Below are 20,245 nucleotides of genomic sequence, written 5' to 3'. Positions count from 1 at the left end.
ACCCGCGGCAGGAATCGCCTCCCCTGCCCGCCTCCACAGGCTTTAACAACTTGTTCAGATCCCGGTGCCACTGTCGCTTCGGGTGGGGGCTCCTGAGAAGGAGCCGACAATGATTCTTGTAGGCAACGGTCCGGTTCCCTTTGTGCAGACCGGCCCACATTCCCCCGGACCCGGCACGACAGGGTCCGGCTCGCCGCCCGATGGCGGAGCTGCGCGGGGCAGCATCCCGGCAGCGGATCCCACACGGTCTGGACAGGCCGAACAGGCCGGTGTCTCGCCGACGGGTACAAACGCCGTTCGCGCGCCGATTGCAGTGACACGGATCGAACCGCTGCCGACCGATCCGGAGGAGATCCCGGCACGACCATCGGAACGCGGCCCCCGCGCCGCATCCGAGTTCGACCTCCTGGCGCCCCGCAGCAACCCCGCGCCACCGCTCAGGGCGTTTGCCGAAATCCCGATGGAGGTCACCGCCACGATCAAGAAATTGCGTGAAGAAAACCAACGCCTTCGGGAACAGGCTGCAGATCAGCAGCGGGAGATCGAGGCTGCGGAGGGGCGCGCAGACAAGGCGGAAGGGAACGGCGCGCGCGCCGCCTCAGGCGAACCGGGCGGCACCGCACCATCGATTTCGGACAATGTGGATCGGGCAGCCGATGCGCCGCGCCGCAATCCACGGCCGGAACCGCCGGAGATCGCTGCGGAGGTCGAGACGCTGCGCCTGATCATGGCGCCGGAACCCCATAAGCTGGACCGGCAAACCTGATCGGCCGCCGGTCCCGCCCATCCTGTTGAACGCGCCCCGACAGAAGCTGGCGCGGCCCTGTCCGGAAACCGGTCCGGCCACTGCCCTGCAATGGGTGCCGCGGCTCAGAACTTCCAGAAAACGCCGGCCATGGTGGCCGAGGCATCTTGGTAGCGGTTGCCGGTATCGTCGGAAAAATCATAGGTTTCCCAGGCGAGGTAGACCTGCAGGTTCTGTGCGTCGAAATTCTGCACAACCTGAACACCCCATTTGCTGGATTCGGCGCCGGCGTACACAGTGTCCTTGCCCTCGTAGTAGTCGACGCCAAATGCCGTCTTACCCGGATCAACCAACTCGGCGAGCCAGCCTGCCTTGCCGAACACGAACTGCCCGCCATCTGGATCGCCCCCTCCCGCAATGGTCGCGTTGAGGCCGGTCGGAAGGTGCAGCGTGGAGATCGCTCCGCTCCAGTATTCCGATGTCTTGTCGGTCTGTTCGATCCAGCCATACCCGGCGCTGCCCTTGACCGACCAGTCACCATAGGTGTCCTGCAGCCGGATGGCGGCGTCGTAGTAGGTGTCATCGTTGTTCTCGGCCAGCACTTCCTTGCCGTAGGCTGCGGACAGGTAAAAGCCCTTGCCATCCGAGCTGCCCCCGAAGGTTGGCGTGTCGTAGCGCAAGCGCAGGCGCCGCGAGCCATCCCATTTCCTGTGCGACTGGGAGATCTTCACATCCGACAAAGTGCCGTCGTCGAGACGGAAGAAGTACCCGCCCGCGGTGTCACCAACGGCGCGGGAACTGGCGATCGTGGTACCCGAAAGGTTGGGAGAACTCGCACCATCCGTCGACATTTCGCCCTGCCCGACGGAAAGACGGCCGAAGTTGCCTTCGTAGATAAGCTCGATCTTCCGCAGCCGCGTCTTGTCCCAGAACCAGGTGGGTTCGACGTCTTGGCTGAACTTGGACGATGCCGGCGCACCAAGCGCTGTCTCGAAATTGAACCGCAAGAGCTGGTCGCCACCCAGTTCATTGTCGACGAAGAACCCGACCCGGGTATTGGAATGCGAGTTGTCGGTCAGGTTTCCGTAGGTCTCCTCGCCGTCGTTGAACTGAACGTAGAACGGGCTGAGCTGGCCATAGCCGCGAATGCTGGTGCCGGCGCCATCATCATAGGTCAGCGGATCTGCGTGCGCGGCGGAGGCTGCGAGCAGAACTGCACCAGCGGAAATCTGGATATGTGCGCGGATGGCCGTCATGACGTTCCTCGTTTGGTTGACCGAGCATTGCGCCTCGGGGGCTGAACCAAGATAGGCGAATGTTTCCGCCCCGACGATGGACTTCCAGCGCGGGGCCCCTTGGCGGCGGGGACATGTTGCCGATCCGGCACGGCGATCTCGGGGCGACTCCGCCGGCCCTCCCAGATGGCGGACGCGGGCGCTATCGGTGCCAGCGCGACAACACCCGCCCTGTCGGTCGGGCCTGGCCGATGTCGTCAACGGACACCCGCCGATTTTCACGGCCGCCACGGATGGGTGGCACAATCGGCGGCGCTGCAACGGAAACTCACCCTTTCGCGCCGCCGCCCTCTTGCATCCCTGCTGCTGTCCCGCCCGCGCGGGTCAGAAACGGAAAACGCCGCCCCTGGTGGGGCGGCGTCAGCATTGGTCGGGGCTGTGATCAGTTCAGCGCCTTGTCCGTGATCTGGTGCGTCCAGGCGCCTTCCGGCTCCTTGGTGATGACCGGATCGGAGCCGCCACCCAGCAGGGTGTCGACCGTCCTTTGGTAGTCGGCCTCGTCCAGCGCACCGTTCGACCCCGCCGTCAACTTGGCGATCTCGCCCATCATCCGCTTCTGGTGAGTCTCGGTCTGGGCGCCGGTCTCATCGTTGTCGAGGACAATCATCGCCGCATCATCCGAGTTTTCCTCGGCCCATTTCCAGCCCTTCATGGACGCCCGAACGAACCGGACCATCTTGTCCTCGAACTCCGGATCCGCGAGGTTTTCTTCCATCACGTAGATACCGTCCTCCAGCGTCGCCACGCCCTGATCCTCGTACTTGAAGGTGATCAGTTCCTCTGGCGTGACACCCGCATCAAGCACCTGCCAGTACTCGTTGTAGGTCATGGTGGAGATGCAGTCGGCCTGACGTTGCAGCAGCGGATCGACGTTGAACCCCTGCTTGAGCACGGTCACACCGCCCTCGGAGCCGTCGGTCGGAATGCCAAGCGAGGACATCCAGCTCAGGAAAGGATACTCGTTGCCGAAGAACCAGACGCCGATCGTCTTGTCCTTCAGGTCCTCCGGCTTCTCGATGCCGGTGTCCTTCCAGCAGGTCAGCATCATGCCAGACGATTTGAAAGGCTGGGCGATGTTCACCAGCGGCAGGCCCTTCTCGCGGGAGGCCAGCGCCGACGGCATCCAGTCCAGCACGACATCGGCACCGCCGCCGGCAATGACCTGCGCGGGCGCGATGTCCGGGCCGCCCGGCTTGATGGTGACGTTGAGCCCCTCTTCCTCGTAGAACCCCTGGTCGAGGGCCACGTAGTAGCCAGCGAACTGGGCCTGCGTGACCCACTTGAGTTGCAGCGTGACGTCGTCGGCGGCCTGGGCCGCGGACGTCAGGGCAAGCGCCGAAACGGCGCCGATCAGAAATGTCTTCATGGGGATACCTCCTGTTGGTCTTTCCTGTTGGTTTGTTTGGTTTGTCTGGTAGGGCGATGTTAGCCGAAAGCGGGCGCATCCATCGAGATGAAACTGCCACCGGGCGGAGGCTGGGCGATGACCCGGCCGGTCCCTGTGGCGGTGCCGCTCAACGGGACCTCCTTTGCGAGGGGTGCCAGAAGGTGACGAAGCTCTCCAGCAGCGCAACGGCCCCGTAGAACGCCGAGCCCGCGATGGCCGCCACCAGGATCTCCGCCCAGACCATGTCCAGCGCAAGCCGGCCGACCTCGGTCGAGATCCGAAAGCCCATGCCGCGGATCGGAGAGCCAAAGAACTCGGCAACGATGGCGCCGATCAAGGCAAGCGTCGTTGCGACCTTCAGCCCGTTGAAGATGAAGGGCATCGCCGCCGGCAGCCGCAACTTCAGCAACGATTGCCAATAGCTGGCGGCGTAGGTCTGCATCAGGTCCCGCTGCATCATGTCGGTGGCGCGCAGCCCTTCGACCGTGTTCACCAGGATCGGGAAGAAGACCATCACCACCACCACTGCCGCCTTCGACTGCCAGTCGAAGCCGAACCACATCACCAGGATCGGGGCGATCCCGACAATCGGAAGTGCCGCCATGAAGTTGCCGACCGGCAGGATCCCCCGCCGCAGGAAATCGCTGCGATCGACCAGAAGCGCAGTGGCAAAGGCCGCGAAAGCCCCCATCACGTAGCCGGACAATGCCCCTTTCACGAAGGTCTGCACGAAATCCTGCCAGAGGATCGACGTGCTCGCGAGGAACCGTGCCCAGATGTCCGACGGCGCGGGCAGGATCACCCCCGGCACGTTGAAGCCGCGCACGATCCCCTGCCACAGCACCAGCAGCGAAATGCCGAACAGGACCGGCACGAAGAACCGGCTGATTGCCTGGTCCCGCCCCTCGCTGTTCGCCACCTGGATGTTCACATACGACGCCGCCAGCAGCGCCGCGAGAGCCCCTACGATCCAACCCTCGTTCATACGCAATCCGGGGAGATCGCACCCCGCCTCCTCTTGTTGGCGGCACGCCACGACCCATGGGACATGGCCGCCGGCCCTGAGGTATTCTTCAGACCGTTCACCGTACCATCCCCATCTTTTTCAGTGTCATCCGCTGCAACGCGCCGATCACGCCCACCAGCACAGCCGCCAGAATGGCAGCGGAGAAAAGCGCCGCCCAGATCTGGATCGTCTGACCGTAGTAGCTGCCGGCCAGCAGTCGCGCGCCGAGCCCGGCCACTGCACCCGTCGGCATCTCGCCCACGATGGCACCGACCAGGGATGCCGCCATGCCGATCTTCATCGAGGTAAAGAAATACGGCATCGATGAGGGGAGCCGCAGCTTCCAGAAGGTTTCGCCCTGCGACGCCGAATAGGTCTTCAGCAGATCGAGTTGCATTCCATCCGGGCTGCGCAACCCTTTCACCATCCCCACCGTCACCGGAAAGAAGGACAGGTAGGCCGAGATCATTGCCTTCGGGATCAGCCCGGTGATGCCGATAGAATTCAGCACCACGATGATCATCGGCGCAATGGCGAGAATAGGGATGGTCTGGCTGGCGATCGCCCAGGGCATGACCGACATGTTCATCACCCGGCTGTGCACGATCCCCACCGCAAGCGCCACGCCACCCACCGTCCCCATGGCAAAGCCAAGCACGGTGGCAGAGAGCGTGACCCAGGCATGATAGAGCAGCGAGCGCTTGGAAAAGGCCTTTCCGCGCAGCACCATGTCGCCGGTGGTCTTCCACAGTTCACGCGCCACCTGATGTGGTGCCGGAAGGCGGGGCCGTTCCTGCACAAATGTGTCGCCGGCCTGTTCGGGGTTCTTGAAGGCCAGGCCGATGGCGCTCATGTCGCGCCGGTCGCGGGCCGTCGCGCCCGCGGGGTTGACGATCACGCCGTCTCGCTCGGCCTGGTCGAGGGCCGCCTTGATGTTCATCGGCACACAGGCGGCGTACCAGATTGCAAAGATCACGGAGACGACGACAACCACGGGAAAGACCGCGTTCCAGGTGCCGCGAACCGCGCGCCCGAACCCTGTCGAGCGGGCTGGCGCCGTCATGGTCGCATCAGTCATGGCGCACCTCAATCGTCATAGGCATGACCGGCCCGAAGCCCCTCCCGCACGCGATGGGCAATTTCGAGGAACTCCGGAGTGTCGCGGATATCGAGCGGACGTTCGCGAGGCAGCGTGCTCTCGATGACATCCGTGATCCGCCCGGGGCGCGGCGACATCACCACGATCCGGGTCGAGAGATAGACCGCTTCCGGGATCGAGTGCGTGACAAAGCCGACAGTCATGCCTGTGCGGTCCCAGAGCGCGAGAAGCTGCTCGTTCAAATGGTCGCGCACGATCTCGTCCAGCGCGCCGAAGGGCTCGTCCATGAGCAGGATCCCGGCATCGAAGGCCAGCGCACGGGCGATGGAGGCCCGCTGCTGCATCCCGCCCGACAATTGCCAGGGGTATTTCTTCCCGAAGCCCTCCAGATCCACCATCTTCAGAACGCGATCCACGTGCTCTGCCTGCTCGTCACTAGAATACCCCATGATTTCAAGGGGAAGCATGATGTTCTTCTCGATGGTCCGCCACGGGTACAGCCCCGCCGCCTGGAACACGTAGCCATAGGCCCGCGCCCTTCGGGCCTCGTCCGGGGTCATGCCATTGACGCTGATCTGGCCACCCGTTGGATGTTCCAGCGCCGCCACGACCCGCAGAAAAGTGGTCTTGCCACAGCCCGACGGGCCGATGAAGGAGACAAAATCCCCCTTGTTGATCGTCAGGTTCACGTCGCGCAGCGCCTGCACCGGCCCGTCGTTCGTCTGGAACGTCAGGTCGAGCTTTTCGGCAACGATGACTGGTTGAGAGGTGGTGTTCACTGACCAGAAAACTCCGTTGGTTCAGGTATTTGGGTCTTGAAGGCGCGGCGCCGCGTCCACAGGCGCCCCCTGACAAAGACTAGCAGCATCGACAGGAGGCCGACGCCAAGACCGGGCCAGGACAGTCCGGAGGCGGCATACATCAACTCCGCGGAGCCACGAACAAACGACAGCGCCCCAAGCTCGCGCAGCAGGAGCACGGCACCTGCCACACCGACCGCCATTGCAAAGCCCGGCCCGATCACCGGCAACAGCCAGCGGCCCGCGGCGTGAATGATCGTCGTCGCGACCAGTACCACGCCGGGAACGAGGAAAATAGAAGCCACGACGCCGACAGCGAGGATAAACACGATCAGCGAGGGTACTGTGCCATGCCCAAAGACATCCCACGGCGTGGAGCGGTCGAGATAGGCGGCCGTCCAGAGCACCGCATTGGACCCGAAACACCCGAACGCCGTGACAATTGCCACGCGTCGCGCGAGCAGTTGCCAGTTGGCGAAAAGGCGGACGGGTGCCAATGCGAGATCTCCGGTCGCCGTCATCAGACCCCGCTTGCCGGAATGCCCGTGCGCTCCACCGGCCGCGGTGCCGTCAGCTCTTTCCAGGTGGAAAGCGCCTTGTTCACCGTGCCGTTCGGCTCACGTGCAACGAACTTGCCGTGGCCTTCCTCGCATTTCACCTCGCCGTCCGCGATTGCAACCTGCCCACGGGTGAGCGTGTAGCGCGGCAGACCCTTCACCTGCTTGCCCTCGAAGACGTTGTAGTCGATGGCGGATTGCTGCGCCCCCGCCGAGATCGTCTTGGTCTTCTCCGGATCCCAGACCACGATATCGGCATCCGCGCCCACGAGGATCGCCCCCTTTCTCGGGTAACAGTTCAGGATTTTCGCTATATTCGTTGAGGTTACGGCGACAAATTCATTCGGCGTCAGGCGCCCGGTCTCGACCCCGTGCGTCCAGAGCATCGGCATCCGGTCCTCAAGACCGCCGGTGCCATTCGGGATCTTGGTGAAATCGCCAACGCCATAGCGTTTTTGCTCGGTGGTGAAGGCACAATGATCCGTCGCCACAACGGAGAGGGTCCCCGATTGCAGCCCGGCCCAGAGCGAGTCCTGATGTTGCTTGTTGCGGAAAGGCGGCGACATGACCCGGCGGGCGGCATGGTCCCAGTCCTTGTCGAAATACTCGCTCTCATCCAGCGTCAAGTGCTGGATCAGCGGCTCGCCCCAGACCCGCTTGCCCTGCATCCGCGCCCGCCGGATCGCCTCGTGGCTCTCCTCGCAGGAGGTATGCACGACGTAAAGCGGCGCGCCGGCCATGTCGGCGATCATGATCGCGCGGTTGGTGGCCTCCCCCTCGACCTGTGGCGGACGGGAATAGGCATGTGCCTCCGGGCCAGTGTTGCCCTCGGCCAGAAGCTTGGCGGACAGCTCGGCCACAACGTCGCCGTTCTCGGCATGAACGAGCGGCGTTGCACCAAGCTCGGCACAGCGCTGGAAGCTTGCATAAAGCTCATCGTCATTCACCATCAGCGCGCCTTTGTAGGCCATGAAATGCTTGAAGGTGTTGATACCGCGCCCGACGACCGTCGCCATCTCGTTGAAAACCTGCTCCCCCCACCAGGTAATCGCCATGTGGAAGGAATAGTCGCAATTGGCGCGGGTCGACTTGTTGTCCCACATCTGGATCGCGTCGAGCAGACCCTGCCCCGGGCTCGGCAGCGCGAAATCGACAACCATGGTCGTGCCGCCGGACAGGGCCGCGCGGGTGCCGCTTTCGAAATCATCTGTCGAGTACGTGCCCATGAAGGGCATCTCCAGATGCGTATGCGGGTCGATCCCCCCCGGCATCACGTAGCAGCCGGTGGCATCGAGCACCTCGTCGCCCACCAACCCCTCGCCGATGGCAACTATCCTGCCGTCCTCTACCAGCACATCCGATTTGTAGGTCAGGTCGGCAGTCACGATCGTGCCGTTCTTGATCACCGTGCTCATTGTCATACTCCCGTTGTCTAGCCCCCCGGTCTGATGCCGGGCTGGCTCATTTCAAATCTCTTACCCGACGCAGATCGGACTGGCGCCGTTGTCCGCATGGCCAGAAACCGGCAACATCTGCCCGCCCTGTTCGTAGAAGTAACAACCGTCCTTCACAAAGACCTGCCGCAGGTCCTGATCCCCAGGCAATGCCGCCATCACCGCGGGTGGAAAGGGCTGTTGCGCCGGCTGAAAGGGCATCTGCACCGGCGCCTCGTCCTGCATCTGGCACCCCGCCATCATCAAACCTGACAAGACCACACCGATTCTCCCGATCCCTCTTTCACGTCAACACCCGTCCTCAACCGATCCACTCTTGAACCACCCCCATCATCTTTCCCGAAATATCCCGGGGGGTCCGGGGGGAAGCGCCCCCCGGACCTATCACCTCACTCCACGATCTCCGCTGTTTCCAGGACCGCGTGCAACAGGACATCGGCCCCCGCCGCCGCCCACTCGGGGCTGATCTCCTCGGCCTCGTTGTGCGACAGACCGTCGACACAGGGGCACATGATCATTGCCGTGGGCGCCACATCGTTGATCCAGCAGGCGTCGTGGCCGGCGCCGGAGACGATGTTCATGTGCGAATACCCCAGCCGTTCGGCTGCGGAACGCACCGCCTGCACGCACTCCTCGTTGAAGGCGGGCGGGTCAAAGCTGCCGACGATCTGGCTCTCGAACTGCACGCCGATCTCTGCGCACAGGCTCGGCGCGCGGGCATAGAATTCCTCCAGCATCGCGTCGATCACCTCTTGCAGATGCGAGCGGAAATCGACGGTGAAGACCACCTTGCCGGGAATGATGTTCCTAGAGTTCGGATACACATCGATATGACCGATCGCGCCGACCGAATTGGGCTGATGCTTCATCGCGATCTCGTGCACCAACTCCGTCACAAGCGCCAGACCGCGCCCCGCGTTCAGGCGCATCGGCATCGGCGTCGACCCGGTGTGGCTCTCCTTGCCTGTCACCGTGCACTCGATCCAGCGCAAGCCCTGTCCGTGTGTCACGACGCCGATATCCTTGCCCTCTGCCTCAAGGATCGGCCCCTGTTCGATGTGCAGTTCAAACAGGGCGTGCATCTTGCGAGCGCCGACCTCCTCGTCGCCCTTCCAGCCGATCCGCTCCAACTCGTCACCGAACCGCTTGCCTTCGGCATCGACACGGTCATTGGCCCAGTCGAGCGTGTGCTTGCCGGCAAAGACACCCGAGGCCAGCATGGCCGGCGCAAAGCGCGTGCCTTCCTCGTTGGTCCAGTTGACCACAACGATGGGGTGCTTCGTCCTGATCCCGAGGTCGTTCATCGTCCGCACTGCCTCCAGCGCGCCGAGAACGCCGAGAACACCATCGTACTTGCCACCCGTCGGTTGCGTGTCGAGGTGAGATCCCGCGTAGACCGGCAACGCCTCGGGGTCGGTGCCCTCGCGATAGGCAAACATGTTGCCGATCTGGTCGACCCCCATGGTCATGCCGGCGTCCTCGCACCATTTCTGGAACAGCGCGCGGCCCGTGGCGTCGTCATCGGTCAGCGTCTGCCGGTTGTTGCCGCCCGCCACGCCGGGCCCGATTTTTGCCATCTCCATGAGGCTGTCCCACAGCCGGCTGCCATTGATCTTGAGGTTCTCGCCCGGTGCACTCATTGGTGTTCCTTCCCTGTCCGTGGCCTGCTGCCACGGGATCGTGTTGTCACTTCCGAAACGCGCGTCGGTCTCCCGCAGACTATCGCCCTTGACCAGCATTGCCCAAGCCCTTGAAGGACGGACATACCCCGGCGCTTGCCCGGGCCGCGGCCTGATTCGTGCCTGAAAGGTGTCTGGGAATGGCCGGCCACGACCTGTGCAAACATCCGAGGGCCCGCCACGGTTTCGCGTGCGCCGAGGGGCCATGTGCCCTGGTATGTGACACCGCAGCCCGCCCTGGGTGCCCCAGGCGATCCAAAAGGTCTTCGCGCCCGTTGTGGGGCGACGTCGCATTGAACGATATCTCGCCCTGGCACCATGTCGTCTCCTTGCTGGCGGCCCCCACGACGAGGGCGCTGGCGTGCCGAATTTGACCATTTGGTCAGGATCACGCTAGCACGGCCCCTTTTTCAGTCAAGGTGGCCCCTGTGGCAGACTGTCATCCGCCTGATCTCCCCTCAGCTTTGCCAGCATATGTGTATTTTCTGAGCATCGCACGAAAAGCAGGCGCCTGTCGCGAACAGGTCCTCATGGCCGGAGTAGAGAATCGTCAGTCCCTCTTCACCCGGCGCCCCTCGCATTTGACCCGGCCAATGGCCGAGGGTATGGCTGGGAGAGCCGGATCACATCCGGCGCATTCGTCCCAGCCATAGATAACAGTTGAAACCCCGCGTTCATGCCTTCCTCCCGTCCTGAGCCGGCACGCCCCCGCACGCGAATCCAGCAGCGCAACCACGAGACCATCCTCGAGGCCGCGCTCGACGTCTTTTCGGCGCGCGGGTTCCGGGGCGCCACCGTTGACGAGATTGCGACGGCGGCCGGTCTGTCCAAGCCCAACCTGCTCTATTATTTCCCGAGCAAGGAAGCGATCCACCAGACTCTTCTGACCCATTTGCTGGACGTCTGGCTGGACCCGCTCCGCGCCATCGATCCCGATGGCGACCCCATCGACGAGCTGCTTGGCTATGTCCGCAAAAAGCTCCGGATGAGCCAGCAGATGCCGCGCGAAAGCCGGCTCTTCGCCAACGAGATCCTGCAAGGCGGCCCACATCTGGGCGGCGTGTTGGGACACGAACTCAAGCCGCTTGTGGACGAGAACGCCACGGTGCTTGCAGGCTGGATGGCCGCAGGCCGCATCGCCCCGGCGCATCCCTATCACCTGATCTTCTCGATCTGGTCGCTGACCCAGCACTATGCCGATTTCGACGTGCAGGTCCGCACTGTTCTGGGCCCGGAGGGCGACGATCCCTTCCCGGAGGCCGAACGCTATCTCGTCACGCTGTTCACCAAGCTGCTCACGCCCTGACCGCCCCATATAGGGGCGTTGGAATATCCGGCACCGCGCGTATGCTTGCCGCGGGGACAGCCGACACGAACAGGGATTTCATCCATGACGTTCAATCTGACGACGCCGCAGGCCGGCGATGCGCTGAGCCGGAAGGAACTGACGCTCTACGATCTCATCATGGACTACCGGGAGGAGAACGGGCTCGACGCGATTCCCCTGTCGGAAAACCTCACGGTGACTGCCGGCCGGCATGTCGCCGATACGTTGGAGAACATCTGGGGCGCGGGTCTCGACCTGGCGCCGGGAACGAACTTGCACAGCTGGAGCGACGCCCCATACTACAGCGACCACCGCAACCCGAGCGTGATGTGGGACGCCCCGAACCGTATCGGCGCCTCCTACCCCTCCTCGGGATTCGAAATCAGTACCGCGGGCCCCTCCGGCATCTCTGCCGCGCTCGATACCTGGAAAGGGTCCGCCGGCCACAATGACGTCATCTTGAACAAGGGTACATGGTCTTCGAACGACTGGAACGCGATCGGGATCGGCGTTGGACACGACCCCGGCGCCGGCCCCTATGGAGGCTACATCTATCATGTCTGGTTCGGCCGCTCCGTGGACCCCGATGGCCCGCCGGAAATCACGGGCGGCGCGGGGGCAGAAACGCTGGACGGGACCATCTTCGCGGACATCCTGCTCGGCCTTGGCGGCGACGACACGTTGTCGGGATTCGCCGGGCGCGACCTGCTCAATGGCGGCAGCGGCCGCGATACCCTGCTGGGCGGAAGCGGCAACGACATAGTCATCGGTGGCCGGGGCACGGATACGGCCAGCCTCGGCAAGGGGCGCGACACGTTTCGGGATTCGGGTCAGGGCGGCGCTGCGGGCAAGGACGTCGTCAAGGCAGGCCCCGGACAGGACAGGATCAAGGGCGGTGGCGGAAACGACATCTTCAAGGGTGAGGCCGGCAAGGACAAGATTACTGGCGGCAAGGGCAAGGACCGGCTGGATGGCGGCAGCGGTCGCGACCAGTTGGATGGGAATGCCGGCAATGACCTGTTGATCGGCGGAGGGCACAAGGACACGTTCATCTTCTCCGGCAAGGCTTTTGGCAGGGACCGGATCAAGGACTTCCAGAACGACATCGTGAAGATCACGAGCGCCGGCGAGGCCGAAACCCGGGCCGAGTTCAAGGATGCGCTGAAGAACACCAAGGCCGGCGTCGTCTACGACCACCTTGGTGACGGCAAAAACACCATAACTTTCGTCGGAGACAGCCTCGCGGAGATCGAGGCCGCGGCGGTGCTTTTCGGCTGATCCCGGCACCGGCACCGGAGCGCGGCGCCCACTTTCGGAAACCACGCCATTTGCCGTCTGCTGCAGAAACAGGCAATCGCCGGCAGATAAAACGCATGGATTGATCGCTTGCGATATCTCTCCGTTCGGTTGACCCGCGCCCGAACGTTCCGCACGCCTTCACATTTTCAGAAGTTTTTACAAATACTTGGACGCAACCTCTCCAGTTCCGGTCGCGATTTTTTTACCGATTGGTCAAAGAAGCGTTTGACAGAAAAAAGACACCTGTGTCAGCCTTTCGGTGAAAATCGTCTCCAGGGAAGGTGCCATGCAGAATACCCAGAGAACCCCAGGTGTCGCCGCTGGTCGGCTGGATCAGGCGGCATACAAGAACAACTTCGACGACCTCCACCCGCCATTCGAGGCACACGAGGCGTCCGTGGCAGCCGACCGGTGCTATTTCTGTCACGACGCGCCCTGCATCACGGCCTGCCCCACCGACATCGATATCCCGATGTTCATCCGGCAGATCCAGACCGGCAATCCCGACAACGCGGCGCGCACGATCTTCGAGCAGAACATCCTCGGCGGCATGTGCGCCCGGGTCTGCCCGACGGAGACGCTCTGCGAGGAAGTCTGCGTGCGCCAGACGTCCGAAGGCGAGCCGGTGCAGATCGGCCATCTCCAACGTTTCGCAACCGACCACATGATGGCGCAGGATCTGCATCCCTTCACCCGCGCGGCCACGACCGGCCGCCGAGTGGCCGTCGTGGGCGCCGGTCCTGCCGGGCTCGCCTGCGCACACCGGCTGGCGATGAAAGGCCACGACGTGGTGATCTTCGACGCCCGCCCCAAACCCGGGGGGCTGAACGAATACGGCATTGCCAGCTACAAGGCGGTGAACAATTTCGCCGAGCAGGAGGTCAACTGGCTGATGCAGATCGGCGGGATCGACCTGCGCCACGGCCAGAAACTGGGCGAGCAACTGCAACTCGAAGAACTCCAGGAGGAATTCGACGCGGTTTTCCTCGGAATGGGCCTCGCCGGAGTGAACGCCCTGCGCACCGAAGGCGAGGAAAAGGCGCATGTCATGGACGCCGTTCAGTTCATTGCCGACCTGCGCCAGGCTGACGACCTCTCTACCCTGCCCGTCGGGCGCGATGTGGTGGTCATCGGCGGCGGAATGACCGCGGTGGACGCCGCCGTGCAATCGAAGTTGCTCGGCGCCGAACATGTGACCATGGTCTACCGGCGCGGCCGCGACCGGCTGTCCGCCTCCAGTTTTGAACAGGAGCTGGCCTCCTCCAAGGGGGTGAAGATCATCCTGAACGCGCAGCCCGTGTCCTTCCAGGGCACCGACGCCGTGGAGAGCGTGACCTTTGCCTACACCATCGACGGGCCGCTCGGGCTGGAAGTCTCTGACGAGACCTTCACGCTGAAGGCCGACCAGGTTCTCAAGGCCATCGGCCAGTCGCTGGACGGTGTGCCGGGCGTGCTGGAGATCGTCGGCGGCAAGATCACCACGGATGCCAACGGACGCAGTTCCATCCCCGGCGTCTGGGCTGGCGGCGACTGCGCCAGCGGCGGCGACGACCTGACGGTGACCGCCGTCGCCAATGGACGCGACGCGGCCGAGGACATCCACGCGGTGCTCATGGGCACCCAATCCCCCGCCACCGACGGGACCGCGGACGCGGTCACGGCAGCACAGTAAGGGAGACGACACATGGCAAATCTCGCGAGCGACTTCGTCGGCATCAAGTCCCCCAACCCGTTCTGGCTGGCCTCCGCGCCGCCGACAGACAAGGAATATAACGTCCGCCGCGCCTTCGAGGCCGGCTGGGGAGGCGTTGTCTGGAAAACCCTCGGCGAGGATGGCCCCCCGGTCGTCAACGTCAACGGCCCGCGCTACGGCGCAATCTGGGGCGGCGACCGTCGCCTGCTCGGCCTCAACAACATCGAGCTGATCACCGACCGCCCGCTCCAGCAGAACCTGCGTGAAATCAAGGCGGTAAAGCGTGACTACCCGGACCGCGCGATGGTGGTATCGCTGATGGTGCCCTGCGAGGAAGACGCCTGGAAAGCGATCCTCCCGGTGGTCGAGGAGACCGGCGCGGACGGTGTCGAGCTGAACTTCGGCTGCCCGCATGGCATGGCGGAGCGCGGCATGGGATCAGCCGTTGGCCAGGTCCCGGAATACATCGAGATGGTGACCCGATGGTGCAAGCAGAACACCCGGATGCCGGTGATCGTGAAGCTGACGCCCAATATCACCGACATCCTCTACCCGGCGGCGGCCGCGAAGCGCGGTGGCGCCGACGCGGTTTCGCTGATCAACACGATCAACTCCATCACCTCGGTGGATCTCGACGCGATGGCGCCCGAGCCGATGATCGACGGCAAGGGCACCCATGGCGGTTATTGCGGCCCGGCGGTGAAGCCGATCGCGCTCAACATGGTGGCCGAGATCGCCCGCAATGCCGAAACGGCGGGTCTGCCGATCTCCGGTATCGGTGGCGTGACGACCTGGCGCGATGCTGCGGAATTCCTCGCGCTCGGCGCGGGCAACGTGCAGGTCTGCACCGCCGTCATGACCTACGGGTTCCGCATCGTCGAGGAAATGATCACCGGACTGTCGGCCTGGATGGACGAAAAGGGCTACACCTCTGTGGCGGACGTCACCGGGCGCGCGGTTCCCAATGTCACCGACTGGCAATACCTGAACCTCAACTACATCACCAAGGCCCAGATCGATCAGGATGCCTGCATCAAGTGTGGCCGGTGTTTTGCCGCCTGCGAGGACACCTCCCACCAGGCGATCCTGATGAAGGAAGGGCGTGTCTTCGAGGTCGATGACAGTGAATGCGTGGCCTGCAATCTGTGCGTGAACGTCTGCCCGGTGGAGGATTGCATCACCATGCGGACGCTTGACGCCGGAGAGATGGACGAACGCACCGGCCAGCCGGTGGACGCCGAATATGGGAACTGGTTGGGCCATCCCAACAACCCCCAGGTCGTGAAGGCCGCGGAATAGGCCCCCATTCACCGATCCTGCCCGCCCGGTCCCGTACCGGGCGGGCTTTCCGTTCCGCTGCCACCGGGGGGTCTCACACCGCAGGCTGCCCCGCTTTCAGCGCGTTTTCAGGCCATATGTTGCTGAAATCCGCCCCTAAACTGCCGATCCTGCCGGTCAAGTTGACCCTCGCCCCCTGCTGCGGTAGATGGGCCTAAGCCCGCGAGCCGCGTGGGTTCATTGCCGTCGGGGCGTCAGGTTGTTACGTCCCATACCCGCAGCTGCCATGCTGCCAAAAATGGACGTACATGACGAAGTTCACTGATTTGAGTCTGGACCCCAAGGTCCTGAAAGCCATCGAGGAAACCGGGTACGAGACCCCCACACCAATCCAGGCCGGGGCCATTCCTCCGGCGCTGGAAGGCAAGGATGTTCTCGGCATCGCACAGACCGGCACCGGCAAGACGGCCAGCTTTACGCTGCCAATGATCACGATGCTGGGCCGTGGCCGGGCGCGGGCACGCATGCCGCGCTCGCTGGTGCTGGCCCCCACGCGGGAGCTCGCCGCGCAGGTCGCCGAAAACTTCGACATCTATGCCAAGCACACCCGCCTGACCAAGGCGTTGCTGATCGGCGGTGTGTCCTTCGGCGAACAGGACAAGCTGATCGACAAGGGCGTTGACGTGCTGATCGCTACGCCGGGCCGCCTTCTCGATCATTTCGAGCGCGGCAAGCTGCTGTTGACCGGTGTTCAGGTCATGGTTGTGGACGAGGCCGACCGGATGCTCGACATGGGCTTCATCCCGGATATCGAGCGGATCTTCCAGCTCACGCCCTTCACCCGACAGACGCTCTTCTTCTCCGCCACCATGGCGCCGGAAATCGAGCGGATCACCAACACCTTCCTCCATGCACCGGTGAAAGTCGAGGTTGCCCGCCAGGCGACAACTTCCGAGACGATCACGCAGGGGCTGGTGCAGTTCACCCCGTCGCGCCGTGACCGGACCGCGAGCGAGAAACGCACCATGCTGCGCGAGATGATCAAGCGCGAGGGCGAGGACTGCACCAACGCGATCATCTTCTGCAACCGCAAGGTGGACGTGGACATCGTTGCCAAGTCGCTGAAAAAGCACGGGCTGAACGCTGAACCGATTCACGGCGACCTCGACCAGTCGCATCGGACACGCACGCTGGACGGCTTCCGCGACGGATCGATTCGCTTCCTCGTGGCGTCTGACGTTGCCGCACGCGGACTGGACATTCCGAATGTCTCCCACGTGTTCAACTTCGACGTGCCGAGCCATTCCGAGGACTATGTCCACCGGATCGGCCGCACAGGCCGTGCGGGTCGCAAGGGCACGGCGCTCATGATTGCGGTCCCGGCCGACGGCAAGTTGCTGGACGCGATCGAGAACCTCGTGAAGCAGGAGATCCCGCGACTGGATCCGCCCGAACTGCCAAAGACCGAGCGGCGCTCCCGCCGGGGCGATCGCAAGGACCGCGAAGAGGCTCCACGCGCGAAGACCGAGGACGCGGCAGAAACGCCCGCCGACACCGCGCCCGAGAAGAGCGCAGAAAAAGGTGGCGGGCGGCGCTCCCGCTCCAGATCCCGCCGGGGCGAGTCTTCCAATGGCAGTCAGGTCGTGGGCATGGGCGATCACGTGCCCGATTTCATCCTGCGCAGCTTCGCCGAGACCAAGGCCCACTAGGGCCAGGTCGCCACAGGATCCGCACCATATGCTTGCCCTGCCTTGCTCCGCTCGGGGCAAGGAACAGGGAGAATTTCATGCGCTACCAGATTGCCCTTGTACCACTCGTGCTGCTCGCCACGGCGGCACAGGCGGATCCGATTACCGAGAACTGCCTGACACTTGCATCTGCGGAGGCCTGTGCCTGCGCGACAGAGATGGTGTCGACAGCACTGCCGCCAAACGAGCTGGCCTTCTATGCCGGCGCGACGGGCATCGCGGCGGAGGCGCAAGCCTCGGGCGCCAACCTGATCGAGGCGTGGAATATCGCTACTGACGAGATGGCCCAGAAAGCCGGCATCGGGCAGAATGCCGCCACCGCGCAGCTCAACCGCGCCGGGCAAGCGCACCGCGACGCGATCGATAGCTGCAACGGCGGCTGACCCGGTTCAGGCCAGGCGGGAGATGACCACGGTCACTTCCGGCTTCTTGCCGATTTCCTCTACGCAGACCTGCCGCGCCACGCGGCGCAGACCTGCGTCGAGCTTGTCGTCATCAAGCAGCACCTTGTCATCCGCCCGGGCCATGAACTGGCCAGCCTCCGATTCGATCAGTTCCACCAGCGACGCCTTGGAGCGGCCGGTCTCCGCAAGGCCCATGCTCTCCGCCCAGGGGTCCCCAAGCGGTTCGTCCTCTTCGTCGAGGATCACCGTCAGCAACACGTGACCGTTGAGCGCCATGCGGATCCGCCCGCGCACCACGCCGTCGAGCGCACCGATGAGTTGGGTCCCATCGAGATACACACGCCCGGTCTCCACATGCTCGGCCACGCGCGGGGTGTCGCCGGTAAGATCCAGCATCGTGCCATTTGTCGCCACGATGGAGGAAATTCCCTTCTCTTCCGCCACTTCCATATGACGCCGCAGCATCCGGTGTTCACCGTGCATCGGCACCAGCATCTGCGGACGCATCAAATCGTGCACGGCCTCAAGGTCGGGGCGGTTGGCATGGCCGGAGACATGATAGCTGCTGGACGTATCGTCGATCACGTTCACACCCATTTCCGAATAGGCGTTCACGATGCCCAACACCGACCGTTCGTTGCCGGGGATCGTCTTGGACGAGAACAAGAAGGTGTCGCCCTCGGCCAGCTTCATGCCGAGGTACTTGCCCCGGGACAGTTGCGCACTCGCGGCGCGGCGCTCACCCTGGCTGCCGGTGACGATCAGCATCAGGTTCTCGCGCGGGATGTCCTCGGCCTCCTCGTGGGAAATCACTGGCGGGAAGTCGGTCAGCACCCCGGTCTCCACCGCCACCGAGACCATCCGCAACATTGCGCGCCCCATCAGGCAGACGGAGCGGCCGGCATCGCGGCCCGCCTCGGCCAGCGTCTTCACCCGTGCGACGTTGGACGCGAAGGTCGTCGCGACGACCATGCCGCTCGACTCGGCCACCAGCTTGCGGATGTTCGGCCCAAGGGTCGATTCCGAACGCCCGGGATGCGGCACGACGATGTTGGTGCTGTCGCAGGTCAGCACTTTGACCCCGTCCCCGGCGATGTCATGCCAAAGCTCCGGGTCGAAGGCTTCGCCGACGACGGGGGCGCCATCCAGTTTGAAATCACCCGTGTGCACGATCCGACCCACCGGCGTGTCGATGATCAGGGCCGAGCTTTCGGGGATGGAATGCGAGACCGGCAGGAAGGAGAGCCCGAAAGGGCCCGCCTCGATGGTTTCCGGGAAGGCGTCGACAATGCAGATCTGCTCGGGGTCGGCACCGCGCTCCTCCATCTTGCGGTGTGCAAGGTGGCCGGTGAACTTGCGGCAGTAGACCGGCACCCGGAGCTGGTTCCAGAAATGCCCAAGGCCGCCGATATGGTCTTCGTGCCCGTGGGTGATCAGGATTGCCTCAAGCTGGTCGGCGCGGTCGATAAGCCAGGACATGTCGGGCATGATCAGGTCGACGCCCGGCGTGCTGTCCATGTCCGGGAAGGTCACGCCCAGATCGACAAGGATCAGCCGTTCCTTTCCCGGCTTGCCATAGCCGTATACATAAGCGTTCATTCCCACTTCGCCGGCCCCGCCCAGGGGCAGGTAGATCAATCGCTCGCCACCACTCATTTACCCGTTTTCCTTGTTGTAGCGATGAATGACCGTCAGGCCGTGCATCGTCAGATCGTCTTCGATGATGTCGAACAGTACATCGCCTTGCGAGAACAGCGGCGCAAGCCCGCCCGTACCGATTATCTTCATCGGCCGGTCTCTTTCGCCGAGAATCCGGTCGCAGATCCCGCGCACCAGACCGACATAGCCCCAGAAAACCCCCGATTGCATGCAAGCCACCGTGTTGGTGCCCACAACCTGCTGTGGTTTGGTGATGTCCACATGGGGCAGCGCGGCGGCGGCAAGGTGCAGCGCCTCAAGGCTCAGGTTCACCCCCGGCGCGATCACGCCACCGATATAGGCACCATCGTTGGAAACCACGTCGAAGGTCGTCGCGGTGCCGAAATCCACGACCACGAGGTCGCCACCGTGCCGGTCAAAGGCACCGGCGGTGTTGACCAGCCGGTCCGGCCCGACCTGCGCCGACCGGTCGACGCGCGGCGGATGGGGCAACAGGCAGTCAGGCTTGCCCACCACCAGCGGACGGCAGCCGAAATAGCGATCGGCCAGCACACGCAGGTTGAAGACCACGCGGGGCACGGTTGAGGAAATGATCACCTCGTCGATCTCGACTGCCAGACCGTGGTGTTCCATGAGGGTCGAAAACCAGACGAAATACTGGTCCGCGGTGCGCTGGTGCTCGGTCGCGGTGCGCAGCGTGGTCAGGAACTTTCCGCCATCCCAGACAGAGAAGACGGTGTTGGTGTTGCCGGTATCGATGCAGAGGAGCATGGGCTGCCTTCGTCTGTTTATCGGTGGCCGCGCTAGGCCGGGTC

18 protein-coding genes are annotated in these 20,245 nt (G+C 63.8%); 7 read left to right on the top strand and 11 right to left on the bottom strand.

Features of this window, described 5'->3' with window-relative positions:
* Positions 1-109: 109 nt before the first annotated feature.
* The gene (locus CLV78_RS18570) at positions 110-766 is read left to right on the top strand and encodes a hypothetical protein (RefSeq protein WP_106206831.1); all 657 of its coding nucleotides are present in this window, start codon (positions 110-112) and stop codon (positions 764-766) included.
* A gap of 104 nt (positions 767-870) precedes the next feature.
* On the opposite strand, the gene CLV78_RS18565 is transcribed toward CLV78_RS18570, so the two are convergent.
* The 9 genes from CLV78_RS18565 to CLV78_RS18525 form a co-directional block, all read right to left on the bottom strand.
* Positions 871-2,001 carry a porin family protein gene (locus CLV78_RS18565; RefSeq protein WP_106206829.1) on the bottom strand — a complete coding sequence of 377 codons (1,131 nt, stop codon included), beginning with the start codon at positions 1,999-2,001 and terminating at the stop codon, positions 871-873.
* Positions 2,002-2,422: 421 nt separating this feature from the next.
* Positions 2,423-3,406, bottom strand: a complete 984-nt coding sequence (locus CLV78_RS18560; protein ID WP_106206827.1) for an ABC transporter substrate-binding protein — start codon at positions 3,404-3,406, stop codon at positions 2,423-2,425.
* A gap of 148 nt (positions 3,407-3,554) precedes the next feature.
* Positions 3,555-4,412, bottom strand: a complete 858-nt coding sequence (locus tag CLV78_RS18555) for an ABC transporter permease (RefSeq protein WP_106206825.1) — start codon at positions 4,410-4,412, stop codon at positions 3,555-3,557.
* Positions 4,413-4,509: 97 nt separating this feature from the next.
* A complete protein-coding gene (locus tag CLV78_RS18550; RefSeq protein ID WP_106206823.1) occupies positions 4,510-5,511 on the bottom strand; it encodes an ABC transporter permease in 1,002 nt (333 codons plus the stop codon).
* Positions 5,512-5,519: 8 nt separating this feature from the next.
* Positions 5,520-6,311, bottom strand: a complete 792-nt coding sequence (locus CLV78_RS18545; RefSeq protein ID WP_106206821.1) for an ABC transporter ATP-binding protein — start codon at positions 6,309-6,311, stop codon at positions 5,520-5,522.
* Positions 6,308-6,853 carry a hypothetical protein gene (locus tag CLV78_RS18540; protein WP_106206819.1) on the bottom strand — a complete coding sequence of 182 codons (546 nt, stop codon included), beginning with the start codon at positions 6,851-6,853 and terminating at the stop codon, positions 6,308-6,310. The genes CLV78_RS18545 and CLV78_RS18540 overlap by 4 nt, the downstream gene beginning before the upstream one ends.
* Complete coding sequence (gene hydA, locus CLV78_RS18535) at positions 6,853-8,304, bottom strand: dihydropyrimidinase (RefSeq protein ID WP_106206817.1); 1,452 nt, start codon at positions 8,302-8,304, stop codon at positions 6,853-6,855. Before hydA ends, CLV78_RS18540 begins: the two co-directional genes overlap by 1 nt.
* Positions 8,305-8,364: 60 nt before the next feature.
* Positions 8,365-8,604: a hypothetical protein gene (locus CLV78_RS18530; RefSeq protein ID WP_146136727.1), complete on the bottom strand. Its 240-nt coding sequence runs from the start codon at positions 8,602-8,604 to the stop codon at positions 8,365-8,367.
* A gap of 128 nt (positions 8,605-8,732) precedes the next feature.
* Positions 8,733-9,983, bottom strand: coding sequence for a Zn-dependent hydrolase (locus CLV78_RS18525; RefSeq protein WP_106206813.1), 1,251 nt, complete (start codon positions 9,981-9,983; stop codon positions 8,733-8,735).
* A gap of 715 nt (positions 9,984-10,698) precedes the next feature.
* Between CLV78_RS18525 and CLV78_RS18520 the strand changes: the two genes are divergently transcribed.
* The 6 genes from CLV78_RS18520 to CLV78_RS18495 all read left to right on the top strand — a co-directional run bounded on the left by CLV78_RS18520 (position 10,699) and on the right by CLV78_RS18495 (position 17,750).
* Positions 10,699-11,328 carry a TetR family transcriptional regulator C-terminal domain-containing protein gene (locus tag CLV78_RS18520; RefSeq protein WP_106206811.1) on the top strand — a complete coding sequence of 210 codons (630 nt, stop codon included), beginning with the start codon at positions 10,699-10,701 and terminating at the stop codon, positions 11,326-11,328.
* Between the two features lie 84 nt (positions 11,329-11,412).
* A complete protein-coding gene (locus CLV78_RS18515) occupies positions 11,413-12,627 on the top strand; it encodes a hypothetical protein (RefSeq protein ID WP_106206809.1) in 1,215 nt (404 codons plus the stop codon).
* 307 nt (positions 12,628-12,934) lie between these two features.
* Positions 12,935-14,320 carry an NAD(P)-dependent oxidoreductase gene (locus CLV78_RS18510; RefSeq protein ID WP_106206807.1) on the top strand — a complete coding sequence of 462 codons (1,386 nt, stop codon included), beginning with the start codon at positions 12,935-12,937 and terminating at the stop codon, positions 14,318-14,320.
* Positions 14,321-14,332: 12 nt separating this feature from the next.
* Positions 14,333-15,640: an NAD-dependent dihydropyrimidine dehydrogenase subunit PreA gene (gene preA / locus CLV78_RS18505; protein ID WP_106206805.1), complete on the top strand. Its 1,308-nt coding sequence runs from the start codon at positions 14,333-14,335 to the stop codon at positions 15,638-15,640.
* Between the two features lie 287 nt (positions 15,641-15,927).
* Positions 15,928-17,328: a DEAD/DEAH box helicase gene (locus CLV78_RS18500; protein WP_106206803.1), complete on the top strand. Its 1,401-nt coding sequence runs from the start codon at positions 15,928-15,930 to the stop codon at positions 17,326-17,328.
* Between the two features lie 77 nt (positions 17,329-17,405).
* Positions 17,406-17,750 carry a hypothetical protein gene (locus CLV78_RS18495; protein WP_106206801.1) on the top strand — a complete coding sequence of 115 codons (345 nt, stop codon included), beginning with the start codon at positions 17,406-17,408 and terminating at the stop codon, positions 17,748-17,750.
* Positions 17,751-17,756: 6 nt separating this feature from the next.
* On the opposite strand, the gene CLV78_RS18490 is transcribed toward CLV78_RS18495, so the two are convergent.
* Complete coding sequence (locus CLV78_RS18490) at positions 17,757-19,427, bottom strand: ribonuclease J (protein WP_106206799.1); 1,671 nt, start codon at positions 19,425-19,427, stop codon at positions 17,757-17,759.
* Complete coding sequence (locus CLV78_RS18485) at positions 19,428-20,201, bottom strand: type III pantothenate kinase (RefSeq protein ID WP_106206797.1); 774 nt, start codon at positions 20,199-20,201, stop codon at positions 19,428-19,430.
* Positions 20,202-20,245: the final 44 nt, after the last annotated feature.

Source organism: Aliiruegeria haliotis, assembly GCF_003003255.1.
Taxonomy (GTDB): Bacteria; Pseudomonadota; Alphaproteobacteria; order Rhodobacterales; family Rhodobacteraceae; genus Tropicimonas; species Tropicimonas haliotis.
Note: the sequence above shows the minus strand (reverse complement) of the source record. Positions and strands in the feature narration are given on the sequence as shown.

Bases quoted from the DNA above. Each gene is read 5' to 3' on its own strand.
- CLV78_RS18570 (WP_106206831.1), top strand. From the start codon at position 110: ATGATTCTTGTAGGCAACGGTCCGGTTCCCTTTGTGCAGACCGGCCCA.
- CLV78_RS18565 (WP_106206829.1), bottom strand. From the start codon at position 2,001: ATGACGGCCATCCGCGCACATATCCAGATTTCCGCTGGTGCAGTTCTG.
- CLV78_RS18560 (WP_106206827.1), bottom strand. From the start codon at position 3,406: ATGAAGACATTTCTGATCGGCGCCGTTTCGGCGCTTGCCCTGACGTCC.
- CLV78_RS18555 (WP_106206825.1), bottom strand. From the start codon at position 4,412: ATGAACGAGGGTTGGATCGTAGGGGCTCTCGCGGCGCTGCTGGCGGCG.
- CLV78_RS18550 (WP_106206823.1), bottom strand. From the start codon at position 5,511: ATGACTGATGCGACCATGACGGCGCCAGCCCGCTCGACAGGGTTCGGG.
- CLV78_RS18540 (WP_106206819.1), bottom strand. From the start codon at position 6,853: ATGACGGCGACCGGAGATCTCGCATTGGCACCCGTCCGCCTTTTCGCC.
- hydA (WP_106206817.1), bottom strand. From the start codon at position 8,304: ATGAGCACGGTGATCAAGAACGGCACGATCGTGACTGCCGACCTGACC.
- CLV78_RS18525 (WP_106206813.1), bottom strand. From the start codon at position 9,983: ATGAGTGCACCGGGCGAGAACCTCAAGATCAATGGCAGCCGGCTGTGG.
- CLV78_RS18520 (WP_106206811.1), top strand. From the start codon at position 10,699: ATGCCTTCCTCCCGTCCTGAGCCGGCACGCCCCCGCACGCGAATCCAG.
- CLV78_RS18515 (WP_106206809.1), top strand. From the start codon at position 11,413: ATGACGTTCAATCTGACGACGCCGCAGGCCGGCGATGCGCTGAGCCGG.
- CLV78_RS18510 (WP_106206807.1), top strand. From the start codon at position 12,935: ATGCAGAATACCCAGAGAACCCCAGGTGTCGCCGCTGGTCGGCTGGAT.
- preA (WP_106206805.1), top strand. From the start codon at position 14,333: ATGGCAAATCTCGCGAGCGACTTCGTCGGCATCAAGTCCCCCAACCCG.
- CLV78_RS18500 (WP_106206803.1), top strand. From the start codon at position 15,928: ATGACGAAGTTCACTGATTTGAGTCTGGACCCCAAGGTCCTGAAAGCC.
- CLV78_RS18495 (WP_106206801.1), top strand. From the start codon at position 17,406: ATGCGCTACCAGATTGCCCTTGTACCACTCGTGCTGCTCGCCACGGCG.
- CLV78_RS18490 (WP_106206799.1), bottom strand. From the start codon at position 19,427: ATGAGTGGTGGCGAGCGATTGATCTACCTGCCCCTGGGCGGGGCCGGC.
- CLV78_RS18485 (WP_106206797.1), bottom strand. From the start codon at position 20,201: ATGCTCCTCTGCATCGATACCGGCAACACCAACACCGTCTTCTCTGTC.